The organism is Streptomyces sp. NPDC060205 (assembly GCF_042728395.1).
Taxonomy (GTDB): domain Bacteria; phylum Actinomycetota; class Actinomycetes; order Streptomycetales; family Streptomycetaceae; genus Streptomyces.
In genome coordinates this window covers 1-23004 of record NZ_JBHWZP010000061.1, presented here as the reverse complement: position 1 = coordinate 23004, position 23004 = coordinate 1, and the positions used below count along the sequence as shown (strand labels likewise).

18 protein-coding genes are annotated in these 23004 nt (G+C 72.9%); 6 read left to right on the top strand and 12 right to left on the bottom strand.

Annotated elements, in window-relative coordinates; translation table 11 throughout:
• Positions 1 to 138: 138 nt before the first annotated feature.
• On the top strand, positions 139 to 1344 hold the full coding sequence (locus tag ACFWGJ_RS13800) for a cysteine desulfurase-like protein (RefSeq protein WP_387323456.1): 1206 nt from the start codon (positions 139 to 141) through the stop codon (positions 1342 to 1344).
• A 22-nt stretch (positions 1345 to 1366) separates the two neighbouring features.
• Here the strand turns inward: ACFWGJ_RS13800 and ACFWGJ_RS13795 are convergent, their stop codons facing one another.
• From ACFWGJ_RS13795 to ACFWGJ_RS13770, 6 genes are all read right to left on the bottom strand, one after another.
• Positions 1367 to 3193, bottom strand: a complete 1827-nt coding sequence (locus ACFWGJ_RS13795; RefSeq protein WP_387323454.1) for a hypothetical protein — start codon at positions 3191 to 3193, stop codon at positions 1367 to 1369.
• Positions 3190 to 6831, bottom strand: a complete 3642-nt coding sequence (locus ACFWGJ_RS13790) for a DUF5682 family protein (RefSeq protein WP_387323451.1) — start codon at positions 6829 to 6831, stop codon at positions 3190 to 3192. Before ACFWGJ_RS13790 ends, ACFWGJ_RS13795 begins: the two co-directional genes overlap by 4 nt.
• 5 nt (positions 6832 to 6836) lie before the next feature.
• On the bottom strand, positions 6837 to 8006 hold the full coding sequence (locus ACFWGJ_RS13785) for an AAA family ATPase (RefSeq protein ID WP_387323448.1): 1170 nt from the start codon (positions 8004 to 8006) through the stop codon (positions 6837 to 6839).
• Between the two features lie 70 nt (positions 8007 to 8076).
• Complete coding sequence (locus ACFWGJ_RS13780; protein WP_387323446.1) at positions 8077 to 13164, bottom strand: hypothetical protein; 5088 nt, start codon at positions 13162 to 13164, stop codon at positions 8077 to 8079.
• The gene (locus ACFWGJ_RS13775) at positions 13161 to 14015 is read right to left on the bottom strand and encodes a DUF4132 domain-containing protein (protein ID WP_387323443.1); all 855 of its coding nucleotides are present in this window, start codon (positions 14013 to 14015) and stop codon (positions 13161 to 13163) included. Before ACFWGJ_RS13775 ends, ACFWGJ_RS13780 begins: the two co-directional genes overlap by 4 nt.
• 257 nt (positions 14016 to 14272) lie before the next feature.
• The gene (locus ACFWGJ_RS13770; protein WP_387323440.1) at positions 14273 to 14863 is read right to left on the bottom strand and encodes a TetR/AcrR family transcriptional regulator; all 591 of its coding nucleotides are present in this window, start codon (positions 14861 to 14863) and stop codon (positions 14273 to 14275) included.
• Positions 14864 to 15036: 173 nt separating this feature from the next.
• On the opposite strand from ACFWGJ_RS13770, the gene ACFWGJ_RS13765 reads away from it, so the two are divergent.
• Positions 15037 to 16071, top strand: coding sequence for an alpha/beta hydrolase family protein (locus tag ACFWGJ_RS13765; RefSeq protein WP_387323437.1), 1035 nt, complete (start codon positions 15037 to 15039; stop codon positions 16069 to 16071).
• 31 nt (positions 16072 to 16102) lie between these two features.
• On the opposite strand, the gene ACFWGJ_RS13760 is transcribed toward ACFWGJ_RS13765, so the two are convergent.
• Positions 16103 to 16513, bottom strand: coding sequence for a MerR family transcriptional regulator (locus tag ACFWGJ_RS13760; protein ID WP_387323434.1), 411 nt, complete (start codon positions 16511 to 16513; stop codon positions 16103 to 16105).
• A gap of 129 nt (positions 16514 to 16642) precedes the next feature.
• Here ACFWGJ_RS13760 and ACFWGJ_RS13755 point away from each other — a divergent pair, with 129 nt between their 5' ends.
• The gene (locus ACFWGJ_RS13755) at positions 16643 to 17716 is read left to right on the top strand and encodes an alkene reductase (RefSeq protein WP_387323431.1); all 1074 of its coding nucleotides are present in this window, start codon (positions 16643 to 16645) and stop codon (positions 17714 to 17716) included.
• Positions 17717 to 17759: 43 nt separating this feature from the next.
• Here ACFWGJ_RS13755 and ACFWGJ_RS13750 read toward each other — a convergent pair whose 3' ends face one another.
• Positions 17760 to 17888 carry a hypothetical protein gene (locus tag ACFWGJ_RS13750; protein WP_387323428.1) on the bottom strand — a complete coding sequence of 43 codons (129 nt, stop codon included), beginning with the start codon at positions 17886 to 17888 and terminating at the stop codon, positions 17760 to 17762.
• 148 nt (positions 17889 to 18036) lie between these two features.
• On the opposite strand from ACFWGJ_RS13750, the gene ACFWGJ_RS13745 reads away from it, so the two are divergent.
• Positions 18037 to 18588 (top strand): DUF6328 family protein, encoded by a 552-nt coding sequence (locus ACFWGJ_RS13745; protein WP_387323426.1) that lies wholly within the window; start codon positions 18037 to 18039, stop codon positions 18586 to 18588.
• A 7-nt stretch (positions 18589 to 18595) separates the two neighbouring features.
• Here the strand turns inward: ACFWGJ_RS13745 and ACFWGJ_RS13740 are convergent, their stop codons facing one another.
• The 3 genes from ACFWGJ_RS13740 to ACFWGJ_RS13730 all read right to left on the bottom strand — a co-directional run bounded on the left by ACFWGJ_RS13740 (position 18596) and on the right by ACFWGJ_RS13730 (position 20930).
• On the bottom strand, positions 18596 to 19105 hold the full coding sequence (locus ACFWGJ_RS13740; RefSeq protein ID WP_387323424.1) for an SRPBCC family protein: 510 nt from the start codon (positions 19103 to 19105) through the stop codon (positions 18596 to 18598).
• A 48-nt stretch (positions 19106 to 19153) separates the two neighbouring features.
• Complete coding sequence (locus ACFWGJ_RS13735) at positions 19154 to 19672, bottom strand: GNAT family N-acetyltransferase (protein WP_387323421.1); 519 nt, start codon at positions 19670 to 19672, stop codon at positions 19154 to 19156.
• 64 nt (positions 19673 to 19736) lie between these two features.
• Positions 19737 to 20930 (bottom strand): acyl-CoA dehydrogenase family protein, encoded by a 1194-nt coding sequence (locus ACFWGJ_RS13730; RefSeq protein WP_387323418.1) that lies wholly within the window; start codon positions 20928 to 20930, stop codon positions 19737 to 19739.
• A 49-nt stretch (positions 20931 to 20979) separates the two neighbouring features.
• On the opposite strand from ACFWGJ_RS13730, the gene ACFWGJ_RS13725 reads away from it, so the two are divergent.
• Entirely contained in the window at positions 20980 to 21144 is a 165-nt protein-coding gene (locus ACFWGJ_RS13725; protein WP_387323416.1) for a hypothetical protein, read from the top strand.
• A gap of 21 nt (positions 21145 to 21165) precedes the next feature.
• Here ACFWGJ_RS13725 and ACFWGJ_RS13720 read toward each other — a convergent pair whose 3' ends face one another.
• Complete coding sequence (locus ACFWGJ_RS13720; RefSeq protein ID WP_387323413.1) at positions 21166 to 22038, bottom strand: helix-turn-helix transcriptional regulator; 873 nt, start codon at positions 22036 to 22038, stop codon at positions 21166 to 21168.
• Between the two features lie 154 nt (positions 22039 to 22192).
• Here ACFWGJ_RS13720 and ACFWGJ_RS13715 point away from each other — a divergent pair.
• Positions 22193 to 23004: SDR family NAD(P)-dependent oxidoreductase (locus ACFWGJ_RS13715; RefSeq protein WP_387323410.1), on the top strand; the 812-nt coding region annotated here is incomplete at its 3' end.

Here is a 23004-nt window from a genome sequence, read left to right as displayed (position 1 = left end):
TCTCGCGGATGTGGCTCCGGAGGGGCCCCTTGTGGCAGGCGGGGCGAACGATCACGATGCAGGGGCGGCCGGGCTCGACGGGCAGGGCCGGCGCACAGCACAGCCGGTTGGCCCGGCACGGCACCGACAGGAGCATTCGTGACGTACGACATCACCGCCCTCCGCGCCCAGTTCCCGGCGCTGAGCGCAGGGATCGCCCACTTCGACGGCCCCGGCGGCACCCAGTCCCCGCAGCCCGTCATCCGGGCGATCGCCGACGCGATGGGGCAGCCGCTGTCGATCCGGGGCCGGATGACGCCGGGTGAGCGCAACGCCGAGGCCATCGTCACCAGGACCCGGCAGGCGCTGGCCGACCTGCTGGGAGCGCAGCCGACGGGGATCGTCTTCGGCCGCAGCGCCACGCAGCTCACCTACGATTTCTCCCGCACGCTCTCCCGGACGTGGTCGCCCGGTGACGAGGTGGTCGTCACCCGGCTCGACCACGACGCCAACATCCGCCCCTGGGTCCAGGCCGCCGAACAGGCCGGTGCCACCGTGCGCTGGGCCGACTTCGATCCCGCCACCGGGGAACTGACCGCCGACGACATCCGCGCCGTACTGTCCCCGCGCACCCGGCTGGTGGCCGTCACCGCTGCCTCCAACCTGATCGGCACCCGCCCTCCGATCGCCGAGATCAGCGGCCTGGCGCGCGAAGCCGGAGCACTCACCTATGTCGACGGCGTCCACCACGCCGCCCACGCGCTGGTCGACGTGGAGAAGCTGGGCGCGGACCTTTTCGTCTGCTCCCCGTACAAGTTCTTCGGCCCCCACCACGGAGTGCTCGCGGCCCGTCCCGAGCTGCTGGCGACACTGCGGCCGGACAAGCTGCTGCCCTCCACCGATGTGGTCCCCGAACGCTTCGAACTGGGCACCCTGCCCTACGAGTTCCTCGCCGGCACGGAGGCGGCCATCGACTTCCTCGCCGGCCTGGACACGGACGCCACCGGGACGCGGCGCCAGCGTCTGGCCGCGTCCTTCACGGCACTCGAAGCGCACGAGCAGACCCTGCGCGCACAGCTCGACAAGGGACTGACCGCACTCCCTGGAGTCCAGGTCCACTCCAGGGCGGCCGACCGCACACCCACCGTGCTGCTCACCTTCGACGGCCGGCCGTCGGCGGAGGCGTACAGCTTCCTCGCGGAGCGTGACGTCCACGCTCCGGCGGGGTCCTTCTACGCGATCGAAGCATCCCGCCGGCTGGGTCTCGGCGACACCGGCGGTCTGCGTATCGGCCTCGCTCCCTACAACAACGCGGAGGACATCGAGCGGCTCCTGACGGGCCTGGCCGAGTTCTTGACCCGCTGAAAGGCCCGTTCAGACACCCAGCTCAGGGGGCGCCCCACGCCGCGGCGCACAGCGCCCGGTCCACCTCCTCGGTGTAGTGGGCCGCCGCGAGCCAGGCGCGGGCGAACCGGTCGACGTCGGCGGGGACGAGACGGCCGAAGACATCGCGGGACCGGTCCGCGGCGGCGGCGTGCAGTTCGTCGAGGAGGTCTCCGGCGCAGGCGAAGCCGTACCGGCTCAGACGAAGGCTGTCGGCGGCGCTGTCACCGGGGAAGGCGAGCACGCGCCGGCCCGCCGAGGCCGCCTGGTGGACACGGCGTCGCAGCACATGCAGCGGCGCCTCGTCCAGGAGCGCGGGCGGGGAACCGGCCGACACCGTGGACGGTGTCGCGGGAGCGGGCAGGTCCGCGTGCTGGAGGCGGTCGAGGCCCAGGTCGACATGGGCCCCGGCGTCACTGGGGTGGCCCGCGGCGACCAGGAGCGCCCGGGGTACGGGGGAGGAGTCGAGGCGGGCGACGACGCGCAGGCGGGTGCCCGGAACGGTCGCCAGGAGCCGGAGGTTGTCGCGGTAGGGCAGCGCGGGGTGGTCGTGCGCGGCGGCCAGACGGAGGGTCAGGCCGTCGCAGTCGGCGAGCAGACAGTCGCCCGCGGCCTCGCGGACCGTCCCGGTGAGGGTCACGTCGAGGAACAGCAGCCCGTCCCCGTCCCCGCCGGTGCCGGTCAGGGCACGAGACACCTGCTCGGCGACCGGGACCCGCCACAGGCGGTCGAGAGGGGCCTCGCTCCAGGCGGCGCCCGCCGCCCGCACGGCCCGCACGCCCGCACCCGCGCCCAGTCGGCCCGTCGGGGAGACGGTCGCGCCGGACACGGCGAGCCCGGCCCGCGACAGCTCCCGGTGGGTGAGAGCCGTGTCCCCGACCCGCACGGCCCGGCCGGCCGCACCGACGGCCCGGCCGGAACCGCCCGGGGCGACATCGGAGACCGTGTAGAGCCTGCCGTCGGCGTCGGCCGTCCAGGTGACCGCTCCCGCGTAACCGGTCGCCGTCAGGACGGGCTCGGAGAACAGCCCGTACAGCCGCAGGGACCCGTCCGGGGTGTAGGGCTGCCGTGCGGTGCCGCGCAGGTCGGCGAGTTCGGCACCGGTGGCGTCCACAAGGCGATGGGCCGTCATGAGGACGTCACGGAGGGCCGCGGTGAGGTCGGTGAGCCGGTACGCCGGGTCGGCACTCCGGGCGGCCCGCAGCTGGGTGACCACGGAGACCGCCGAGGCGGCGACCCTGGGCAGCCCGCCGACCCGCGCGGTGTGCGCGGCGCGCAGCAACTCCGCCTGCAGCACGGCCCCGGCTCCGTCCGTCCCGGCTTCGAGCACGGCGGCCGTGGCGTCGTACATCGCCAGCGCGGCGATGCGCTGCTCGGGGGTGAGGGTCTCGGACTCGGCCGCCTGTGCGGGGACCGATCGGGGCGGGGACCCGGCGCCGGTGCCCGAGCCGGCCCCGGAGCCCGGCTCCGGCTCTGGATGCGCCTGCGATGCGGTCCCCGTCCCGATCGAGGTATCGGGGTCGTTCCCGGTATCGGGGTGGGGCTCGGCGATCGGGGCGGCCGAGGCGGCAGCCGCCCGGTGCAGGCAGTCCGGTGCCAGCAGGCAGCCGCAACGGATCGCGTCCGCGCTGGTCACGCTGCCGCCGGGGGCGTGCAGTTCGAGGTGGGTGTCGTCGTCGACGGCGATGCGTACGGTGTCGCCGTCGCGGACGCGCGGGCGGTCCGCGAGTTTGGTGATGCCGGCGTCCAGCCGCTTGCGCAGGCGGGGCGTGAGCCCCTGGACGAGGGCGGCGGTCACGGACGGGGCGACCGGAGGCAGGTCGAGGCTCATGAGACTTTCTCCCCTACCCAGCGGGCGAGTTCGAGCGGGCTGAGGGCGGCGACCGGCATGCCCGCGGAGACGAGCTGTCCTGCGACGCCGGTCGAGTACCGGGGGCGGCCGGTGTCGTCGAGGCTCGCGCAGCCCAGGACGTGGCAGCCCGCCCCGACGAGGTTGCGGACCTCGGCGAGCAGCCCCCCGACGGGATATCCCTCCTCGAAGTCGCTGACGACCACGACGAGGGTGCGGGACGGCACGGTGACGAGCTCGCGGGCGTGGCGCAGCCCGGCGGCGATGTGGGTGCCGCCGCCCACACTGACCTCAAGCAGCAGCGACAGCGGATCGTCTACATGGCCGGTGAGGTCGATGACCTCCGTGGAGAAGGCCAGGAAGTGCGTGGACAGGGTCGGCACGCCCGCCAGGACCGACGCCGTGAGCGCGGCCCAGACCGTCGAGGCCTCCATGGACCCGGACACGTCGGTGACCAGGATCAGCCGCCAGTCCGCGGCGCGTTTGGCGCGCGAGCGGAAGACGGGGCGCTCCGGAACGACCTGGACGGTCCCGTCCGGGCCGCGGCGTGCCGTCGCGAGGTTGGCGCGCAGGGTGCGGGACAGATCGAGCCCGCCGCCCGGGCGGCGGCTGGGGCGCGGCAGGGTCGTCCCGTGCAGCGCGGGGCGCAGCCGCGTGGCCAGTTCCCGCGTCAGCGCCTCGACCAGCCGGCGGACCAGAGGGCGCAGTGCGGCCAGTCGTGCCTCGGGCAGTCCCCCCGCGTGCCGGAGCACGGTACGCAGCAGGTCGACCGAGGGCCGTACGCTCGCCGGATCGAGTTCGGCGAGGACGTCCTTGCGGCCGGACGCGGCGGCAGCCGCCAGCACCTCTTCCCGGATGCCCGGGCCGAACAGGGCGGCCAGCTCCTCGGACCACTCGCGCACACCGGGGTACGCAGCCTCACGGCCGCCGCGTGAGCCCGGCCCGTTCAGCCTGCCCCTGCTGCCCTCGCCGTGCCCGCTGCCGTACAGCTCGTCCAGCGCGGTCGCCAGCGCCGAGGCCGAGGACGGCAGTTGATCCGAGCGTCGGCCGAGCACGAGCCGCCAGCGGTCGGCGGCCCCTAGCACGTGATCCTCGGGGGCTCCTTCCTCGGCCTTGTGCGGTGCGGGTGTCTGCGCCGTCGGTACGTTCTCGTCCGCGGAGGGGGGCGGCAGCAGCCCGAGCGTGCGCAGGGTGGCGCGCGCCGCGAGGTCCGCGCCGGTCCAGGTGGCGAGCGCGACGGGGTCGACGCCACCGGTGTCGCTCAGCCGTGTGGTGGCCAGGCGCTCCTCGACGATGTCGAGCAGCCGGTCGCGGGCCGCGGGGCTGAGCGCGTCGAAGCCTCCCCGGAGCGCGGGCAGCCGGTCGAGCAGGTCCCGGTCGGGCATCTCGGCCACCCGGTCGAGCAGTGGCTCCAGGGCGGCAGCCGCCGCCTCCAGCAGCGGACCGGCGGCCGTCAGCACGCCGACGAGCCGGTCGGTCAGGGCGGCGCGCGTCTCGGGGGTGCCGGCCCCGTCGACCCAGGAGGCGATCCGATCGCCGAGAGCCCGCGGATCCTCGTGTCCGAGGAGCACCCGGACGGCTCCGGCGGCGCCGCGCATCAGGGGGGAGCCGTCGGCGGCCAGCCGGGCGAGTGCGTCGGCGAGCCGTATGCCACCCAACAGGTCCGCGCGATGGGCGAGTTCGACCAGTGCGTGCGCGTCGGCCGGCTCCTCGGAGCCGGTGAGGCCGTCGACCTGCCGCACCGCCGCGGCGGTCAGCAACTCGGCCACGGCGGCCACCGTGGCCGTACGTTCCTCGTCGGCTTCGAGCCCCGCGACATGACCCGTGCGCAAGCGGTCCAACAGGGCCAGGGCGCCGAGGAGTTCCGGCAGTGTGGCGGACCCGGGCAGCACGTCACGGACCTCGGTGAGACGTGCGTCCGCGAGGGTCGGCAGGCCGCACTCCGCAGCCTGCCGAAGCCCCGACAGGGTCTGTGCGGCGGTGGGACCGCCCTCGTCCTGCTCGGCCCGCCGCCGTTCACGCAGCAGGCCCTCGGCGGCCTGCGCGGCGGTGACTCCACGGACACCGGCCGCGGTCAGCATGGCCGCGGTGGCAGGTGTCCAGCGCACCTCCCAGCGCGAGGTCAGCGCCTCCGTGCCGCCGGCGCCGACGGATTCCCTGGGCTCTCCATAGGGCACACCGCACACGGTCAGGCGGTGCAGCAGCAGTTCGCGGCGGCGGTCCAGGTCGGAACGCAGCGGGTCCAGTCGCAGTTCCCGAGCGGCGTCGGTGCCATGGCTGTCGGGCCCGGGCAGCCGCAACGCCGCCAGCTCGTCCTCCACCGCCGGAGCCAGTCCGCTGCGGGGCGCTCCGGGCGCCGGACGGCCACCTCGCCTGCCCACGAGCACCCGCTCCATCGCCCGCGCCACGGCCCGCCCGCGCCCGTACGGCTCACCCTGCGTAAGGACCGTCTGCACCGCCTCGACCAGTTCGCCCCGACCCGCCGCGGGAAGTCCGCGCAGCCGGGCGAGGTCTCCGGCGAGGCGGCTGATCTCCCGGGCCTCGGCGGGTCCCGACGGGTGACCCATGGAGCGCAGTTCCGCACACACCTGTACGGCGGCGCGTGTCAGGGACTCCTCCAGGGCGACCGGATCGCCCGCCGCGCGCAGCACCAGATGCTGCCACTCCGGGTCCCGGATCCCCGCCGGATAGCCGGACCGCTCGTCGAGGAGCGCGTAGGTGTAGGGGATGAGGGAGGTCGTCCAGGCCGCCGGAGCCGCGGTGACGGTGCCGCCCGCCGACGTCGAGGACGCGAGCGGGCCCGAGGGCGCCGGTGCCGTCAACGCCGGAGCGTGGAAGGCGCCGACGAGCACCGCGGCCCGTTCGCCGTTCGCGGTGGCCGCGGCCAGCCGGGTACGCATCCACTCCTCACGTCGAAGGTCCAGTGCGGGCACGCCTCCCGAGGCCGCCGCCTCCTCGCGCAGCGCCCAGCCCGTCAGCAGCGCGGCACGCCGCAGCGCTTCGGGAGACGACCCCGGGGCGGCGGCCTCGACGAGGCGGTCCCAGAGGTCGTCACCGGTACGCCCGGTCAGCCGGGCACGCAGGGCGGCGGCGAGGCCCGCCGCCGCCCGGGCGGCCGGAGCAGGTGCCGTCGTCGGAGCAGGGGCGGGGCCTGCGGTGGGCGACGGCGCCGAGGAGCGGTCCGTACCCTCGCGGCCTTCGCCACCCTCGTGACCGTCGTCCGGCGGGGGTACGGAGTCGCGACGGCCGGTGTGCCACGCACGGTCCGCGAGCGGCAGGTCGCACGCGACGACCGGCACGTCGTGCCGCGCGGCCCAGCGCACTGCGGCCAGTTCGGGCGAGAAGTCGGCGAACGGATAGAAGGCCGGGCCCCGGCCGCCGCCCCCGTCACGGGGAGCGGCGGCGAGGGCGACCGGTGCCCGCGTCTCCTCATGGCCGAGCCAGGGCAGCCATTCCTGCATCTCGTCGGGGAGTTCGACGAGCAGCACGTCCGGGCCGGCCGCGTCCAGCAGCGCCGGCACGGCCGCGGCCAGCGAGGGCGCGTGATGCCGTACGCCGATGAGATAGGGAGCCGCCGGGTCGGTGAGCGCCGCGACGGCTTCCTCGGGGGAGAGGGGCACGGTGGTCAGTCCTCCAGGACGGTGCGCAGGTCCCACAGGGTGCGCCAGGTGGCGGAGCCCTGCTCGGCGCGGCGCCTGACGGGGCCGTCCCAGTAGCCGCGCAGCCGGGCCGCGTCGGCGGGGTCGTCCTTGCGGACCACGCCGAGCAGATGGCCCGGCAGCAGGCCGAGGACATCGCGGTCACCGGGGAAGTACGCGGCGGCGAGTCCGAGGGCGCCCGCCACGGACACCGCTTCCGCGGTGCTCATCACGGTGGAGGGCCGCTCGACCTCCCACCCTTCCGCGGACCGGCCCTCCCGCAGGTCGCGGAAGGCCGTGACGAGGGCTTCCAGTACCGCGTCGTCGACCTTGAAGGGGGCCCCGGCGCGCTCCACCGAGGCACGGGCCTGACCACGGACGAGCGCGGTCTCGGCGTCGAGGTCCGCGATGGGACCGATCGTCTCGAAGTTGAAGCGGCGCTTGAGCGCGGCCGACATCTCGGAGACACCCTTGTCGCGCAGGTTGGCGGTGGCGATGAGGGTGAAGCCGGGCGCCGCGTGGGCCAGGGAGTCCTCGCTGCCCGCCAGTTCGGGCACGGCGATGCGGCGCTCGGAGAGCAACGACACCAGGGCGTCCTGCACTTCGGGCAGACAGCGGGTGACCTCCTCCACCCGGGCGACGGCCCCCCTGGTCATGGCGGTCAGGACGGGCGACGGCACCAGGGCCTGCCGGCTGGGCCCCTGGGCCAGCAACAGGGCGTAGTTCCAGCCGTACTTCAGCTGGTCCTCCGTCGTGCCCGCGGTGCCCTGGACGACCAGGCCGCTGGTGCCGCAGACCGCGGCGGACAGCAGCTCGGACAGCATGGACTTGGCGGTGCCGGGCTCGCCGACGAGCAGCAGCCCGCGCTCACCGGCGAGGGTGACGACACACCGCTCGACCAGCGCACGGTCGCCGACGAACTTTCCCTCGATCACGAGGCGCCGCGGCACACCTTCGGGTACCTGGGCGCCGTCGGGCAGTTGCAGGGCCCGGCCCTCGCTGCCCATGACGAAGGTGACGACGGCGCGGGGCGTGAGCCGCCACGCCGGTGGCCGCGGCCCGTCGTCGTACGCGGCCAGGAAGGCCAGCTCGGTGGCGTGCCGGTCCTCGGGCGGGGTGATCTGGCGGCCCGGGGCGGAGGCCAGGGTTGTGGTCATCGGTGGTCCGTCCGGTCAAGTCGGTGGATCGTCGGGTTCAACGGAAGCGGGGGCGTCGCCCGGTGCGTGCTCATCGGCGGCGGCCCTTCCGGGTGGCGCGGGTGGTGAGCTGCTCGTAGGCGGGGGCGTCCCCGTCCTGCACACGTCGCCAGGCGCGGGCGAACAGCTCGGGCACCGGGAGGAGCGGCACGGCACGCGTGTTCGCGCGTATCGGATAGAGGCTCTCCTTCCAGGTCTCCACCGGCAGGGCGGGGGACTTGAGGTCGCGCCATCCGCACGGCAGGAAGAGGGTGCGCCCGGCGCGCGGTCGCTTGGCCTCGACCACCAGGTCCGTGGCCGCCAGTTCGGTGCGGGCCTTCTTCAGCCGGGCGGGCTTCCAGCCGGTCCAGCGGGCGCAGTTGCGGTCCGTCGGATCGGGCAGGGCCAGCAGCTGGAGGTAGAGCGCCGCCGCGTCCTCGCCCAGACCGTGTGCCGCGGCCACTTCGGCGACCAGCGCGGGAGCGGCGACGGTCGGGTCCTGGGCGTACCCGGCGGGGCCCTCGGGGTCCGTGCCGGCCTTGAGCGCGTGAGCCAGTTCCTCGCCGAGGATCGCACGCAGGGACTGGACACCGGCGTCGCGCTGCGGTCCCACCAGGCCCGCGAGGAGCCCGATGACCGCGTCGTCGGGACCGGTCAGGGCGGCGGGACGCAGCAGGACCGTCTCCCGCTCGGCGTACCAGGGCCGCAGCGCGAGGGCGTCCCCGACGGCCGTCAGGCCGTACGCGTCGGCGCCCCCGGTGGCGGGAAGCCCGTACGCCTTGCGCAGTTCGACCGCCGTCGAGCCGCCCTTCTCCGTCCACGAGACATCGAGTCCGAGCAGCAGCTCGGGGTCGGTGAGGCGGTGTCGCAGGGCGGTGAGGCCCTCGGGCAGGGACGCGCGCAGCGGGTGCCCGTACGGCAGCGCGTAGGCCAGTGAGGCCAGCGCGGCCACCGCGCGGGTCAGGTCGTGCGCCCCGGGCAGGGCGGCGGGGTCCGCCGCGACGAGGTTGCCGTCCTTGTCCGGGCGCTGCACCGTGGTGCGGCTGATCCAGGGGGTGAGCCCCGGATTGAGCACGGACTCGGCGAAACCGGCGGGCAGCCCGGCGAGATCGACCGCCAGGTCCTCGGGCAGCCGGACGACGGAACCGAGCCGCTCGGCCCACACCCGGCCCGCTGCCGCGGTGTCGGGACTGGTGGTCCACAGGTCCGCGGGGTCCTCGGGCAACAGGGCGCTCAGCAGCGCCGACCGGTCGTCGCGGCCGAGCGACGACAGGCGGCCGTTGCCCAGGTCAAGCTGCCGGGGCTTGAGTCCGATCGTCGCGAGGGCATCGGCTCCGGGATTCTGCGGACGCCCGGCCAGCAGCACGGTGGCCTGGACGGGGCCCAGTCCGCCGCGGGTCGCGTCGGCGAACGCGGCGGGCGCCCCGGGCAGCCACGGGGCGGCGCCCTTGTCCCGGATCAGCCGGGCGACGGCGGCGAGCCCGTTCTCCGGGAACGCCGACACCACCGGGGTCTCCTTCTCCAGGGTGAAGTGGGCGACGGCGCCGAAAGCGCCGGAGGGGTCGTGGTCGAGGGCGAGCCAACTGACCCGGCCGTGCTGGTTGTCGACGTTCTCGCAGCCGAGGACGACCACGGTCCGGCCCTTGCGGCGGAGCACCTGACCGGGACGCTGCTGCTTGGTGTGCGGCTCGCTCAGCACGATCTCCCGCAACCCGCCGCCGGGTGCGGCGAGCGGCCCTTCGGCGATCGCTTCGAAGAGCAGGAGCAGCGCTTCCCGATCGGCCTCGCTCGCCACGGGCGTGGCGGCCCGGTAGACCAGGGGCCGAAGCGCGGCGAGCAGCGACGTCCACGTGCTGCCCATGCCGGGGATCGTGTGTTCCTCGCTCCGCCATCCGTCACCGACAGCGCCCGTCCGGGCGAGGTCGGGGAGCGGTTTGCCCTCCGCGGGCCGTCCGGACAGGACATGGTTCACGGACCTGATCTGGCGCAGCGCGGTCCACTGGGATTCGCCGCCCCAGCCTCCCCACATGTCGGCGAGTCCGTCGACGGCCGTGCGCAGGGACCGGTCGTCGCCGTGCAGAGGGCTGTAGTCGGGGAACATGCCCTCGGTCCGCCGACGGTCGGCCTGCGGACGCTCGACCGGCGGCGCCACGAACGTGCCGACCGACCCGACGACGCGGAGCGCCGCACGGACCAGGGCGGTCACACCGGTGAGCAGCCGCTCGTCGGCGAGGCGCGGCAGAGCCTTGGACACGGCACCCCGAACGACGTCGTCCGCGGACGCCACGACGGGCTTGCCGCCGGCACCGGTCCGGGCCGCGTCACCGGTACCGAGGACTCCGTCACCGGCCTTGAGGATCTGGGTCTGCCGCTTGACCAGGGCCCGGTCCGCGGCGGCCAGGATCTCGGCCGCCGTCCGGTCGGTGACGGCGCGCAGCACGGCGGACGCCCGCTCGTCACGGGGGCGCAGCGCGTGCCAGAAGGCGACCGGCGGCACGAGGCGCGTACCGGCCGCGAACTCCCCGCCGCCCTGACCGGGCGTCACCCGGCCGAGCTCACCGGAGTCCGAGGTGTCCCCGGCGGCGAACAGCGCGACCTGCTGGTGGAACTGCGCCACGACGGGCTCGGCGCCGCCGGGCAGCCGCAGCGCCCCGAGGGGGAAGCCCCCCGACCGGCTGTCGGCCGTCGCCCGGGTGACGGTCCGGCCGTCCGGTGTACCGGTGGTCGTCCGGGCCTCGGCTCCGGTGCCCTCCGAGCGCACCCAGCGGCCCAGAACCGTGCCGTCGGTGCCGAACGGGCTCTGTTCGAGACCGGGTTGCAGCGGCAGGACCTGGCAGTGGTGCTGCAGCAGTGTGGCGTCCTCGCGGATGCCCGACTGGAGGAAGGCGGGCAGGGACGCACGCCCGTGTGTCCCGGTGGCCGGGTCGTACTCCAGCCAGACCTGCTGCAGCCCCTGCCTGCCCTGACGCCAGCACGTCGTGCCGTCACCGATGACGGGGCGGTCGGCGGGCAGGACGGTGTCGCCGGCGTGCAGGGTGCGTCCGCCGGTGGCACGGCCGCCACCGGACAGCGGGATCGAGGGATCCGTGGCTTCGCTGCCGTACCAGTACGGCAGTTGCTCGCCGCCGAGGGTGAACACCTCGGACGGCCGGGCCGACCAGTAGCCGAACTGCTTGTTGTCGTGCCGCCACATCACGAGCAGCTCACCGTCGGTGAAGCGGAACCGCGGGAACGTCCAGCGGTCCAGCTCGACCGGCAGCCGCACCTCGTGGTCGAGAAGTATCCCGTCCGGGCCGACGACGACCGCCTTGTGGCCGCGGGAGAGGATCAGGGCGGGCCAGGCCTCCGTGAGGCGCAGCTGGTCGTCCCGATTGCGGCCGGTCTCGCCGTCCATGAGCCGCAGCGCCTCGTCGAGGGCGGGCCAGCCCAGCTCGTCGGGGATGCCGGCCCGCAGGGTGCGGCCGAGCAGCGGCGCGATCTCGTGCCCCGCGACGCGTGCGACGGCCCGCGGGCTCACCCGGGCGGCGACCGGCCGGAAGGGGCGCAGACGCTGGAGGGCGGCGCGGGCGCCGGGCAGGCCCGTCGACGCGCCGAACGTCTCGGCCGCGTCGTCCAGCCACTCGCGCAGCACGTCGTTCAGTACGGGGTGGTCGGCCAGGCTCGTCAGCAGTTCGGCGGAGAGCGACCGGTCGTTGCCCAGCGTCCCGATGGCGCGGTGCAGCAGCGGCCGGCAGCGCGCGTCCGCGGCGGTGGCGGCCAGGTCGCGGCCACCGGCCCGGGACTCGCGGAGCCAGCGGTCGAGGGCCAGATGCACGTCCTTGTCCGCTGCCGGCATCGCGAGCGGGATGCCCTGTGCCACGCACAGGTCCAGCAGGTCGAGGTCGGCGCCCGCGTACCAGCGGCCCGTGAAGAGGTCCACGGCCCGGCCGTCGGCGCGCAGCCGCGGCGCCATCCGTTCGACGAGCTGAAGGGTGAGCGGGGAGCGCCCGCTGACGCTGGCGCCGTGCTTGCGGTGGGTGGCCCAGCGGCTGAGCCAGTCCGCCGCGTCGATGCCGCCGGACGTGACGCCGCCGTCGGCCTGGTCACCTGAAGCGCCGGGATTGCCCGCGTCGTCCGAGCCGCCCACACCGTCCTCGCCGGTGAGGAGGAGGTCGGCGCCGCTCTCCGTGAGCAGCGTCAGCCAGAACTCGTCGCTCTTGACGTCGCGTCCGAGACCGGTCGGCATGATCTCCAGCAGGCGGGCCCGTACGGCCGGTCGCCGCTCGGTCAGGACGGCGAGGGTGGCCCGGTATGCCGTCCAGAAGGAGGCGGGCGCCCGCACCGCGGCGGGCGAGGCGACCAGGTCGGCCACGAACGCGCATTCCTCGGTGACCCGGTCGAGCCCCGCGGCCTTGATGAGACCACGGGCGTCCTGCGGCAGCGACGCGTACGGCGGCATGCCGGCCGCGCAGCGCTCCACGCACAGCTGCCGGAACTGCGCCCACGCCGTGGCAGGGTCGAGCCGGTGGGCCAGGTCCTTCACATGCTCCTTGAGCGCCTTGACCGTCAGCGCCCCGGCGAAGGCGAACTCCAGGAACACGGCACGCTGCCGCTCCTCGTCGACGGTGAGCGCGTGCACCCGCTCGGCCTCGCGGGCCTTGCCGAAGAAGGTCGCTCCGTACGTCGTGTTCTCGTGCTGGAGGAAGACCCGCGCGGCCTGCTCGTAGAAGGTCGGCAGGAAGTGCGGTACGGCCCGGCCGAGCCGCTCGCCGAGCGCCTCGAAGCCCTCCTTGGCCGCGCCGGGGCGGGACTTGGCCTGGCGTGCCAGCCGCTCCACGTCCTTGACCAGCGCCAGTGCGTGATGTCCGTTGGCAGGGTCGTTCACCAGCGCCCAGGCGGGGAAGCCGAGGGTCTCGCGGAGGACCTGGCCGACCTCGGGCGCCTCCGGCTCCCGGGCCAGACCGAGGAACTCCAGAGCCAGGTCCTCGGCCTCGCCGAGCGTGCCCGGCACGAGACGGACGGCCACCCGGCCGTCCAGTGCGGGATGGCTGTACGTCCGCACGGTGAGGGTGTCGGCGTCCTCGCCGGTGGGGACGCCCAGGGGCAGGACGGCGCCGGCTTCGAGGAGCGCGGCCGTGTCGATGTGCGCGTACGTGGTCATGCCGCCTGCTCCTCGTCCTCGATGTCCCGCCCGGCGAACAGGGTGGCCGCCATGCGCATGCCCTCCGACCAGGCGACGGGTCCCACCTGACCGAGCTTCAGCACGCGGCCCGTGCCGTCCGTCCACATCAGGGGGCCGGTCTCGGTCTGCTCGTAGCTGTCGTAGTCGCCGATCCAGACGCGGGCCTCGATGGCGCATGAGTCCTCCCGCACGGAGCAGACCGCGTTGCCGCCGCGGACGCGGTAGCCGTGCTGGGTGGTGCGGCCCTGGAGGAAGCGCAGTTGCTTGAACACGCCGCCCGCGTAGTCCTCCACGGTGGCGGCCTCCGCGTCGACGGCGGCGGGACGGTGCCACACCTCGCGGAAGAGCTGCTGGGCGCGCTGCTCGACACCGATCTCGACGGCGAACTCCCGCAGTTCCTCCAGGTCGTCCAGGAGGACGGGGTGGGGGAGGTGGACGAGCTCGGGGGTGATGCGCACGCTGTCTCCGTCGAGGTCGACCAGACCGAGACCGCGGTCGAGGTCGACGTCCCGCAGGAATCCGGCCACCTCGTTGTCCGCGCCGGTCACGACGAGATCGCGGAGCGCGCTCTGCCAGGCGGGATCCGGCCACACCCGCGCGATGACCGCGAAGGGCACCGGAAGCGAGCGCACCATCCACTTCTCGACGTCGGTGAGGCACTGGCGCTCGTGCCGCTCCAGCCACTCGGCGAGCTGCCGCAGTCCCATGACCGCGGGATCCTCCGCCAGTTTGGCCGGTACGGACTTCAACTGCCGTCCCGCGGCGTTGCGGCACACCACCTTTCCGCCGTCGAGGCCGACCTCGTAATCGCCGGCCGTGACCCACCCCATATGTGCCTCCCCGCACTTCACTGATCAAGTGCGGAGAACTCTAGGTGAGACCACTGACAACGCCCCTCCGACGACCATCCGGCCCAGCCGGCGGCGACCGCAGTCACTTTCGAGCCAACCGCCACCGCCACGCCAACCGCCACCGCCAACCGGCAGGCGAAGACCGGTAATCGGCCACCGTCAGTCGCCGCCGGAAGTTGCCGACTGTCAGTCGCCGACCGGCTGCCGCCCAGCGGTCATCGGCGATCGGCGGCCTCTCAAGGCCGGCGGCGCAGGCCCGCGATGAGGATCTCCACCAGCCGACGCGCGTCGTAGCGGGGGTTGTTGCCCGCGCCCGCGCAGAGCCCGCCGACGCCGCGCATGAGTGCGTACGCATCCATGCCGGGGTCGATCTCCCCCGACGCGGCCGAGGCGTCGAGCAGTTCGGCGCACACGGGCACGAGGCGCTCAAGGAAGTACGAGTGCAGGGGGTCGAAGCAGGGGTCGTCGGACTGCAGCACGGAGGCGAGCCCCTGCTTGGTGACCACGAAGTCGACGAACAGGTCGATCCACCGGGCCAGTGCGGCGTACGGCTGCGCGCCGGACGCCAGCAGCGCGGGACCGGCCTCGGCCAGTGCCTCCACCTGGTGCCGGTAGACGGCGACGATGAGGTCCGCCCGGGTCGGGAAGTGGCGGTAGATCGTGGCCGTCCCGACGCCTGCCTCGGCCGCGATGTCACGGATAGGCGCCTCGACGCCCGATGCGACGAAGACCGCGGCCGCCGCGTCGAGCAGGACCCCTTCGTTGCGGCGCGCGTCCGCCCGCTTGGGCCGTGCCGTACGTCCCGCGCCCTGATCGCTCCCGCTCACCGCACCGTCCTTCCACCGTCGGCTCTCGTTGCCGACTTTACTAAACGGGACAGTGTCCCGTATGTTCGAGCTCAATGCGGGACAGTGTCCCGTTTCCCCATCATGGCAGGTGGGGGTGCCGGTGACCAACCGTGCACGGTCAGCACCTCGAACGGTCAGGAGAAAGAATCCCCATGACTGCCTCAACCACAACCGCAACCGCAACCGCGCTCGCGCCCGCATTCGAACTCGCACCCACCCCCGTCGTCTCGGTGAAACCGGTGGTGCTGGAAGCGCCCGGCCGGGGCGAAGACCTTCAGGTGCGGATCTCCGCCCCGGTGACCGGGAGTGAACTGCCGGTCGTCGTCCTCTCGCACGGCTACGGGTCGTCGCTCGACGGCTACGGCCCGCTGGCCGACTTCTGGGCCGCACACGGCTTCGTCGTCGTCCAGCCGACCCACCTCGACTCCCGCACGGTGGGCCTGGCCCAGGACGATCCCCGTACGCCGCGGATCTGGCGGCACCGCGTCGAGGACATGAAGCTCGTCCTCGACCGACTCGATGTGCTGGAAGCAGCCGTTCCGGGTCTCGGCGGGCGCCTCGACCGGACCCGTATCGCCGCCGCCGGACATTCCTTCGGCGGTCAGACCGCAGGCAACCTGCTGGGTCTGCGGGTCCTGGATCCCGTGAGCGAAGAGGAAATCGACCTCTCCGACGCGCGGGTCAAGGCGGGCTTGCTGCTTGCCACGGCGGGAAAGGGCGGCGCCGACCTGACGCCGTTCGCGGCCGAGCACTTCCCCTTCATGAACCCGAACTTCGCGCACATGACCGCACCGGCCCTCGTGGTCGCCGGGGACCGGGACGACTCCCCGCTGTCCGTCCGGGGGCCGGAGTGGCTCACCGACCCGTACTTCCTGAGCCCGGGCGACAAGAGTCTGCTCACCCTGTTCGGGGCGGAACACTCGCTCGGCGGGATCGCCGGTTACGAGGTCCAGGAGACGACGGACGAGAACCCCGAACGGGTCGCCCTGCTGCAGCGGGTCACCTGGGCCTACCTCCGCCATGCGCTCGGCGTCGAGGACGACAGCTGGACGGCGGTGCGAAAGGCGCTCGCCGAAGATGCCGCCCCCCACGGCGCTGCCCCTGTCGGTACCGCCCCCTACGGCGCTGCCCCTCTCGGTACCGCTCCCCTCGGTGCCGCCGCGCTGGGCCGGATCGAATCCAAGTGACGCTCCGCGCGGGCGTGCGGCCGCACAAGCGTCAGACGCAGGCCGTCGATGCCGTGGATGCCGCCGAGGCTGCCGAAGCCGCCTGGAGCTGGTCGCGGTACGCCCGGGCCGAGGTCATCAGCCCGTCGAGCGCGTCGCGGGTCTGCACGAGTTCCGCGATGTGTGTGGTGAGCCGGTCGCGTTCCTGGCTCATGCGGTCGAGGGCGGCGTCCGAGTTCTCCTCGCTGGGCGAGTCGACGCACGGAAGCAGCTCGGCGATGGTCCGGCTGGACAGGCCGGCCGCGTAGAGGTTCTGGATGAACCTGACGCGCTCGATATCGTCGTCCGTGTAGTGCCGCTGTCCACTCGCGCTGCGGGTGCTGGCGAGCAGCTTCTGTTCCTCGTAGTAGCGCAGCGACCGGACGCTGACACCGGCCCGTTCGGCGAGCTCCCCGATACGCATGCGCTTCTCCCCGCTCTCCCCGTGTTCGGCTGTTACCTGGGTCACAGGACTTGCCTCTGACGTCAATGTCAGGTTTTAGCGTAACCGCTGTGCCCGCCGCCCGGGCCACGGATCGCGAAGGAGTTGCAAGTGACGAGCCTGTTCCAGCGTTACGACCTCGGTGCCCTGACGCTGCCCAACCGAGTGGTGATGGCCCCCATGAGCCGGGTCAGGGCCGCCGCCGGCGGTCTGGCCACGCCGTCGATGGCCACCTATTACGCTCAGCGGGCGAGCGCCGGACTGATCGTGAGCGAGGGTGTCCAGCCCAGTCTGATCGGGCAGTCCAACCCGGGTACACCGGGCCTGCACACCGATGAGCAGCAGGCGTCGTGGCGGCCGGTGACCGACGCCGTGCACGCCAACGGCGGACGGATCTTCGCCCAGCTCATGCACGGTGGACGGGTCTCGCACCCCGAGACCACGGGTATGCAGCCGGTCGGTCCGTCGGCCGTGGCCGCCGTCGGCGACGTGTTCACGCCGACCGGGCCCCAGCCCGCGCCCGTGCCCCGCGCGCTGGAGACCTCGGAGGTGCCGGAGCACGCCCGCTCCTACGGGGACGCGGCCCGCCGCGCCGTGGACGCGGGATTCGACGGCGTGGAACTGCACGGCGCCAACGGCTACCTGATCTCGCAGTTCCTCTCCTCCAACGCCAACCTGCGGTCGGACCGCTACGGCGGCTCCGTGGCCCACCGGATCAGGTTCGCCGTCGAGGCGGTGTCCGCGACCGTCGAGGCCGTCGGCGCCGCGCGCACGGGCATCCGGCTCTCGCCGGGCGGGACCTTCTGGGGAGTGGAGGAGCAGGAGGTCACGGAGCTGTACACCGCTCTGCTCGGCGAGCTGGCGCGGCTGGACGTGGCGTACGTGCACATCGAGGCGACCGCGGACGAAGAGGTGCTGCTGGAGCTTCGCCGCGCCTGGCCCGGCACCCTCGTCATGAACCCGGTCCTGCCCATGGGGCCCAAGCAGACCGGGCGGTCGGACGCCGACCACTGGCTCGGCCTGGGCGCGGACCTCATCAGCTTCGGCCGCGCCTTCATCGCCAACCCCGACCTCGTGGAACGCCTGCGCACGGGGGTCCCCATCGCCCCCGTCGACGAGGCGACCTACTACCAGGGCGGCGACGCCGGCTACCTGACCTACCCGGCACACCAGTACAGCGCCTGACACCGGTCGGCGATACGCCAGGTCGAGGGCCGGGCGGGGGGAGTCAGGCCGACGCGGCGGTCTCGGCGAGTTCCTGGAACTCGCCGAGGTCGCAGTCACAGTCCCGCTCGGCGCCGTGCGCACCGCCCGTGCCCCAACTGCCTCTGGGTCGTAGGGGATTGACGCAGGCCATGCGGGGTATGCGGGGTCTCCGACGTGCCGCACCCGGCCCGTCACCCGGACCCGTACCTGTCGGGACCCGTACCTGTCGGGACCCGTACTTGTCGGGGCCTGTACGCGTACCTGTACCCCACCCCGTACTCATACCTGTGGAGGACATCATGGCCGTGACGGACCCGCCCGCCCCCACGATCTCCTCCGAGGCCGCGGAATCCGAGGTCGCGGAATCCAGGGACGCGCACGGGGGTGCGGAAGCGCCTAAAGAGCAGGCCAATCGTCGCTGGAACGAGATCCTCCAGGAGACCCGGGTCGCGCAGACCGGCGTGCAGATTCTCTTCGGCTTCCTCCTCAGCGTGGCTTTCACCCCCGGATTCCGGGAGCTCGGGACCATCGACAAAACGATTTACGTGGTCACCGTCGTCCTCGGTGCGGCGGCCACCGGCTCCCTCATCGCGCCGGTCTCGATCCACCGCTTCCTGGCCGGCCAGCGGATGAAGGACGAGCTGGTGGAGACCGCCCACCGGCTGATGATGTTCGGCATGGGCCTGCTCGCCCTCACCATCGGCTCGACGCTGCTGCTCATCCTGCGCGTCGTTCTGCCGGGCCTCATAGCGGAGTTTCTCGTCGCCGGTGTGATGCTGTACTTCGCCCTGTGCTGGTACGCACTGCCCCTCTGGCTGCGCCGGCGCGCCGCACGCGACGAGAACGCCTGAGGCGCCCTCAGGGGCGGGCCGGTGCTTCCAGCTCCCGCTTGAGGTTGCGCAGGGTCCTGTCGATGTTGCCGACCTGGAAGACGGCGAAGGTCTTGCCGCCGGTGGCCACGCGGTCGAAGGCGTTGGCCACGGGCGTGGGCCAGGAGCGCCGGTCGTCGGTCCAGGTCTCCGTCACCCGGGTGCCGCCGTCCTCCGCCTCGAACCGGTACTCCCAGGTGGCGATGGGCGCCTTGAGACGGGGACGCCGGATGCCGATCGCGTGGACGCGGAAGGCGAGGCGGCTGCCGGGATCGGCCGCGGTGACCGTGCAGCGGGTCGTCCAGCGGAAGCCGCGACGCTTGTTGTGCCCCTCGAAGACCATTCCGACCTGGGCCGGCGCGTCCCCTCCCGGGACGGTCGCGCCGAGGTTCTCGGGGCTCCAGCGGCCCATCTGCGAAAGCCGGCTGACCTGGTCGTACACCGTCGACGGTGACGCTTCGACCAGGATGTCACGAGTGACGGTGAACGTGCGGGGCATGGGCACTCTCTCCGTGGGCGCAGAAGTTACCGGTAAGTACGAGGGAGTCTACTGGTAAGTAGGAATCCGGAACTCCAGCTCGGGCCGGTCCCACACCACCGCGGGCGGCGTCGCCGACGCGGTCCCGACGTGCACCGCGCCCACGCTGCGGTAGAAACCCTCGGCCGGGGGATGCGACACCACGCGGACCCGGTCGAGCCCGGCCGCCCCCGCCTCGGCCTTCATGTGTGCCACCAGCAGTCGTCCCACCCCGCGCCCCTGCGCCTGATCCGCGACGAACATCAGGTCCAGTTCCGGCGGGGCGAGGACGAGCGAGTAGAACCCGAGGATCTGGCCCTCATGTCCCTCCGCGGCGTCGGTGGCAGCGGCGGCGGTGGTGGCGACGGCCACGAACACGCGGTGGGTCTCGATGTAGTCGGGGCCGACCCGGTAGCCCGCCACCATGGCCGCGTACGGGCCCTCGTAGGCGCGTGACCCGCGCACGAGCCGGGTGAGCCGTTTGGCGTCCCGCGCGGTGGCCCGGCGTACCGAGATCGAGCCACCCCTGCCTGTAACGCTCCGGTTCATCAGGCGAGTATTACAGGCAGGAGATCGTCGTCCTCACACCAGGGCCCCGGGTGCCGGGCACGCCTCAGACGAACGCGCTCTCGCCGGTGACCGCCTTCCCGACGATGAGCGTGTTCATCTCCCGGGTCCCCTCGAAGGAGTAGATGGCCTCCGCGTCCGAGAAGAAGCGGGCCACGTCGTAGTCCAGCACGATCCCGTTGCCGCCGAAGATCTCCCGGGCCCAGCCGACGACCTCGCGCATCCGTGCCGTGACATGGGCCTTGGCGAGCGACGAGTGCTGGTCCTTGAACACGCCCGAGTCCTGCAGCCGGGCGAGCTGCAGCAGCATGCCCCAGCAGGCGGTGATGTTGCCGAGGCTCTTGACCAGCAGATCCTGCACCAGCTGGAAACCGGCGAGCGGCCGGCCGAACTGCTCGCGCTCGGTGGCGTAGGCGAGCGCCAGCTCGTACGCGCCGATCATCACGCCCAGCGCCTGCCAGGCGACCCCGCTGCGGGTGGCGCGCAGCACCTCCGCGACGTCTCGGAAGGACTCGACGTTCTGGAGCCGGTCGGCCTCCGGCACCCTGACGTCGGTCAGGGTGATGTCGGCGTTCTCGACGATGCGCAGGGAGATCTTGTTCGCGATCTTCTCCGTGACGAAGCCCGGCGTGTCCCTGCCGACCACGAACCCCTTGACCTGGTCGTCCGCGAGGTCCCTCGCCCAGACCACGACATGGTCGGCGAAGGTGGCATTGCCGATCCAGCGCTTGGCGCCGTTGAGGACCCAGGTGTCGCCCTGCCGCTCGGCCGTGGTGCCCATGCCCGCCGCGACGTCGGACCCGTCGAGCGGTTCCGTCAGGGCGAAGGCCCCGATCGTGTCCATGGAGGCCATGCCGGGCAGCCAGCGGTCCCGCTGCTCCTGGCTGCCACCGGAGTGGACGGAGTACATGGCCAGGCCGGTGTGCACGCCGAAGAACGTGGCGACCGACGCGTCCACCCGGCTCATCTCCAGCGCCATCATCCCGGTCAGCAGATGGCTCACCGCGGGACCGTGCTCGCCGTAGCCCTCGTACGACAGCCCCACCAGGCCGCTGCGGCGGAACTTGGTGATCAGTTCCCTGGGAAAGGTGCCCGCGGCCCAGTTCTCGTTCACCAGCGGCTTGACCTCGTCGTGCATGAACGCGCGTGTCCTCAGCAGGATCTTGCGTTCCTCGTCCGACAGCGCGGACTCGAAGTCGTAGAAGTCGGCAACGTTCCCGTCATCCATGGAAGATCTCATCTTCGCCTTCTTCCACGATTTCCTTGCAGGATGCACGGGAATTCGGCGGATGGGTCAACCGGTCCCGCGCAGGAGTGAGCCGGCCTGTGGCCCCCTCACCTTCGGCGCGACGAGTCACTGCCTCGTCATGGAGAACGGCAGCGTCGCCATGACGGGAACCTCCGAGGAGCTCAGCCAGGACCCGCGGGTGCGGCGGATCTACCTCGGCCTGTGAACCGCCGGCCCGATGGTGGCGTCACTCGGTGGTGTCCGCGGCGAACCGGTCGGTGCCCAGGACGGTGAGCAGGGCGAGCTTCTCGTGGCTCTCCGTGCCGGGTGTGGCGGTGAAGATGAGCAGTGACTGGCCCTGGTCCGGCTCCAGCAGGAGCTGGCAGTACAGGTCCAGCTCCCCGACCTGGGGATGCACGAAGCGTTTGGTCTCGCTCCACCGCAGACCCACTTCGTGGCGCTCCCACCACCGGGCGAACTCGGCGCTGCGGTGCAGCAGGACGTCCGCCAGGTCCGCCGCGGCGGAGCCGGGCCCGTCCCGGGTGACGGCCGCCCGCAGCAGCGCCACATTGGTCCGGCTGTTCTGGTCGTACTCTTCGAGGTGGTACCGCTCGCGGGCGACCGGATCGGTGAACCACCGGTAGGTGGCGCTGCGGTCGTTGCCGGTGTACTGCGTCTGGTGGCCGAGCAGCGCCACCGCGGACGGCGTCTGCAGCAGGGTCTCGCCCAGCGGGCCCATGACCTGCGCGGTGGTGCCCGCCAGGCCGTCCATGACCCGCATCAGCCCGGGGCTCACATGGTGAAGGCGCGCGTCGCGGCGGGTGGTGCGGTAGCCGGCGAGCAGAAACAGGTGATCGCGTTCGTCCGGGGTCAGCCGCAGGCCGCGGGCGATGGCCGCGACCATCTGCTCCGACGGCTGCGGTCCGTCGCCCCGCTCCAGCCGGGCGAAGTAGTCGGCGGACATCGTGCACAGCTCCGCCACCTCCTCGCGGCGCAGCCCGGGAGCGCGCCTGCGCTGCCCGCGGCGCAATCCGACATCCTCCGGTTGCAGCGCCGTGCGGCGGGTGCGCAGGAAGGCGCCCAGGGACGATCGGTCGAACGTGTGGTCCATGACCCCCATCCTTGGGCATCCGGCAGGGCTTATCCACGACCTCCCATTCAGTGGTTGAGCGGGTCCTTCCACCGTCCTGGAGCGGCGAGTTCACTGATGTCGCGATCACCGATTGCCACGCACCACAGATCACGCACCCCCCGAAACAAGGGAGCCAGGAACCATGCACACGAACAGCACGAACAGCACGAACAGCACGGACAGCTGGTCGGCGGACGACCTCCCGAACCTCACCGGCCGTACGGTCGTCATCACCGGCGCCGGGCGCGGCCTCGGCCTGATCACGGCACGCGAACTCGCCCGGGCCGGCGCCCGCGTCGTCCTGGGGGTACGCGACACCGACAAGGCCCGCCAGACGGTCGCCGGCCTGCCCGGCACCTTCGACCCGCGGCCCCTCGACGTGTCGGACCTGACCTCGGTACGGGCCTTCGCCGACGCCTGGACCGGTGACCTCGACATCCTGATCAACAACGCCGGAGTGATGGACATCCCCGCCGCGCGCACCGCCGACGGCCTCGACCTGCAGACCGCCACCAACTACACCGGCCCCTTCCTGCTGACCACCCTGCTGCTGCAGCACCTCACCGACCGCGTCGTGCACGTCACCAGCGAGCTGTACAAGCAGGGCAAGATCGACCTGGACGACCTCGACTGGCGCACGCGCAAGCACCACGGCATGCAGGCCTACCAGGCGTCGAAGCTCGCCGTCGTCCTCTTCTCGCTGGAACTGCAGCGCCGGCTCACGGCCACCGGCAGCCCCGTGCGCTCGGTGCTCGCCAGCCCCGGCATCGCCCGTACCTCGCTGGCGGCCCAGTCCCGGTCGAACATCGTCAACCGGTTCACGTTCCTCACCAACGACCCGGAGCGCGGGGCCCTGTCCGTGCTCTACGCCGCGACCCAGGACGTGCCCGGCAACGCCTACGTCGGACCGGACGGCCTGGGCGGCTTCAAAGGCTCCCCGGCCCTCCGCCGGCC

Coding starts and splice junctions, on each gene's coding strand:
- ACFWGJ_RS13720 (WP_387323413.1), bottom strand. CDS start 22,038: ATGGGGGTCATGGACCACACGTTCGACCGATCGTCCCTGGGCGCCTTC.
- ACFWGJ_RS13725 (WP_387323416.1), top strand. CDS start 20,980: ATGGGTCAACCGGTCCCGCGCAGGAGTGAGCCGGCCTGTGGCCCCCTC.
- ACFWGJ_RS13760 (WP_387323434.1), bottom strand. CDS start 16,513: ATGCGTATCGGGGAGCTCGCCGAACGGGCCGGTGTCAGCGTCCGGTCG.
- ACFWGJ_RS13780 (WP_387323446.1), bottom strand. CDS start 13,164: ATGACCACGTACGCGCACATCGACACGGCCGCGCTCCTCGAAGCCGGC.
- ACFWGJ_RS13775 (WP_387323443.1), bottom strand. CDS start 14,015: ATGGGGTGGGTCACGGCCGGCGATTACGAGGTCGGCCTCGACGGCGGA.
- ACFWGJ_RS13765 (WP_387323437.1), top strand. CDS start 15,037: ATGACTGCCTCAACCACAACCGCAACCGCAACCGCGCTCGCGCCCGCA.
- ACFWGJ_RS13735 (WP_387323421.1), bottom strand. CDS start 19,672: ATGAACCGGAGCGTTACAGGCAGGGGTGGCTCGATCTCGGTACGCCGG.
- ACFWGJ_RS13750 (WP_387323428.1), bottom strand. CDS start 17,888: ATGGCCTGCGTCAATCCCCTACGACCCAGAGGCAGTTGGGGCACGGGC.
- ACFWGJ_RS13745 (WP_387323426.1), top strand. CDS start 18,037: ATGGCCGTGACGGACCCGCCCGCCCCCACGATCTCCTCCGAGGCCGCG.
- ACFWGJ_RS13730 (WP_387323418.1), bottom strand. CDS start 20,930: ATGAGATCTTCCATGGATGACGGGAACGTTGCCGACTTCTACGACTTC.
- ACFWGJ_RS13795 (WP_387323454.1), bottom strand. CDS start 3,193: ATGAGCCTCGACCTGCCTCCGGTCGCCCCGTCCGTGACCGCCGCCCTC.
- ACFWGJ_RS13740 (WP_387323424.1), bottom strand. CDS start 19,105: ATGCCCCGCACGTTCACCGTCACTCGTGACATCCTGGTCGAAGCGTCA.
- ACFWGJ_RS13785 (WP_387323448.1), bottom strand. CDS start 8,006: ATGACCACAACCCTGGCCTCCGCCCCGGGCCGCCAGATCACCCCGCCC.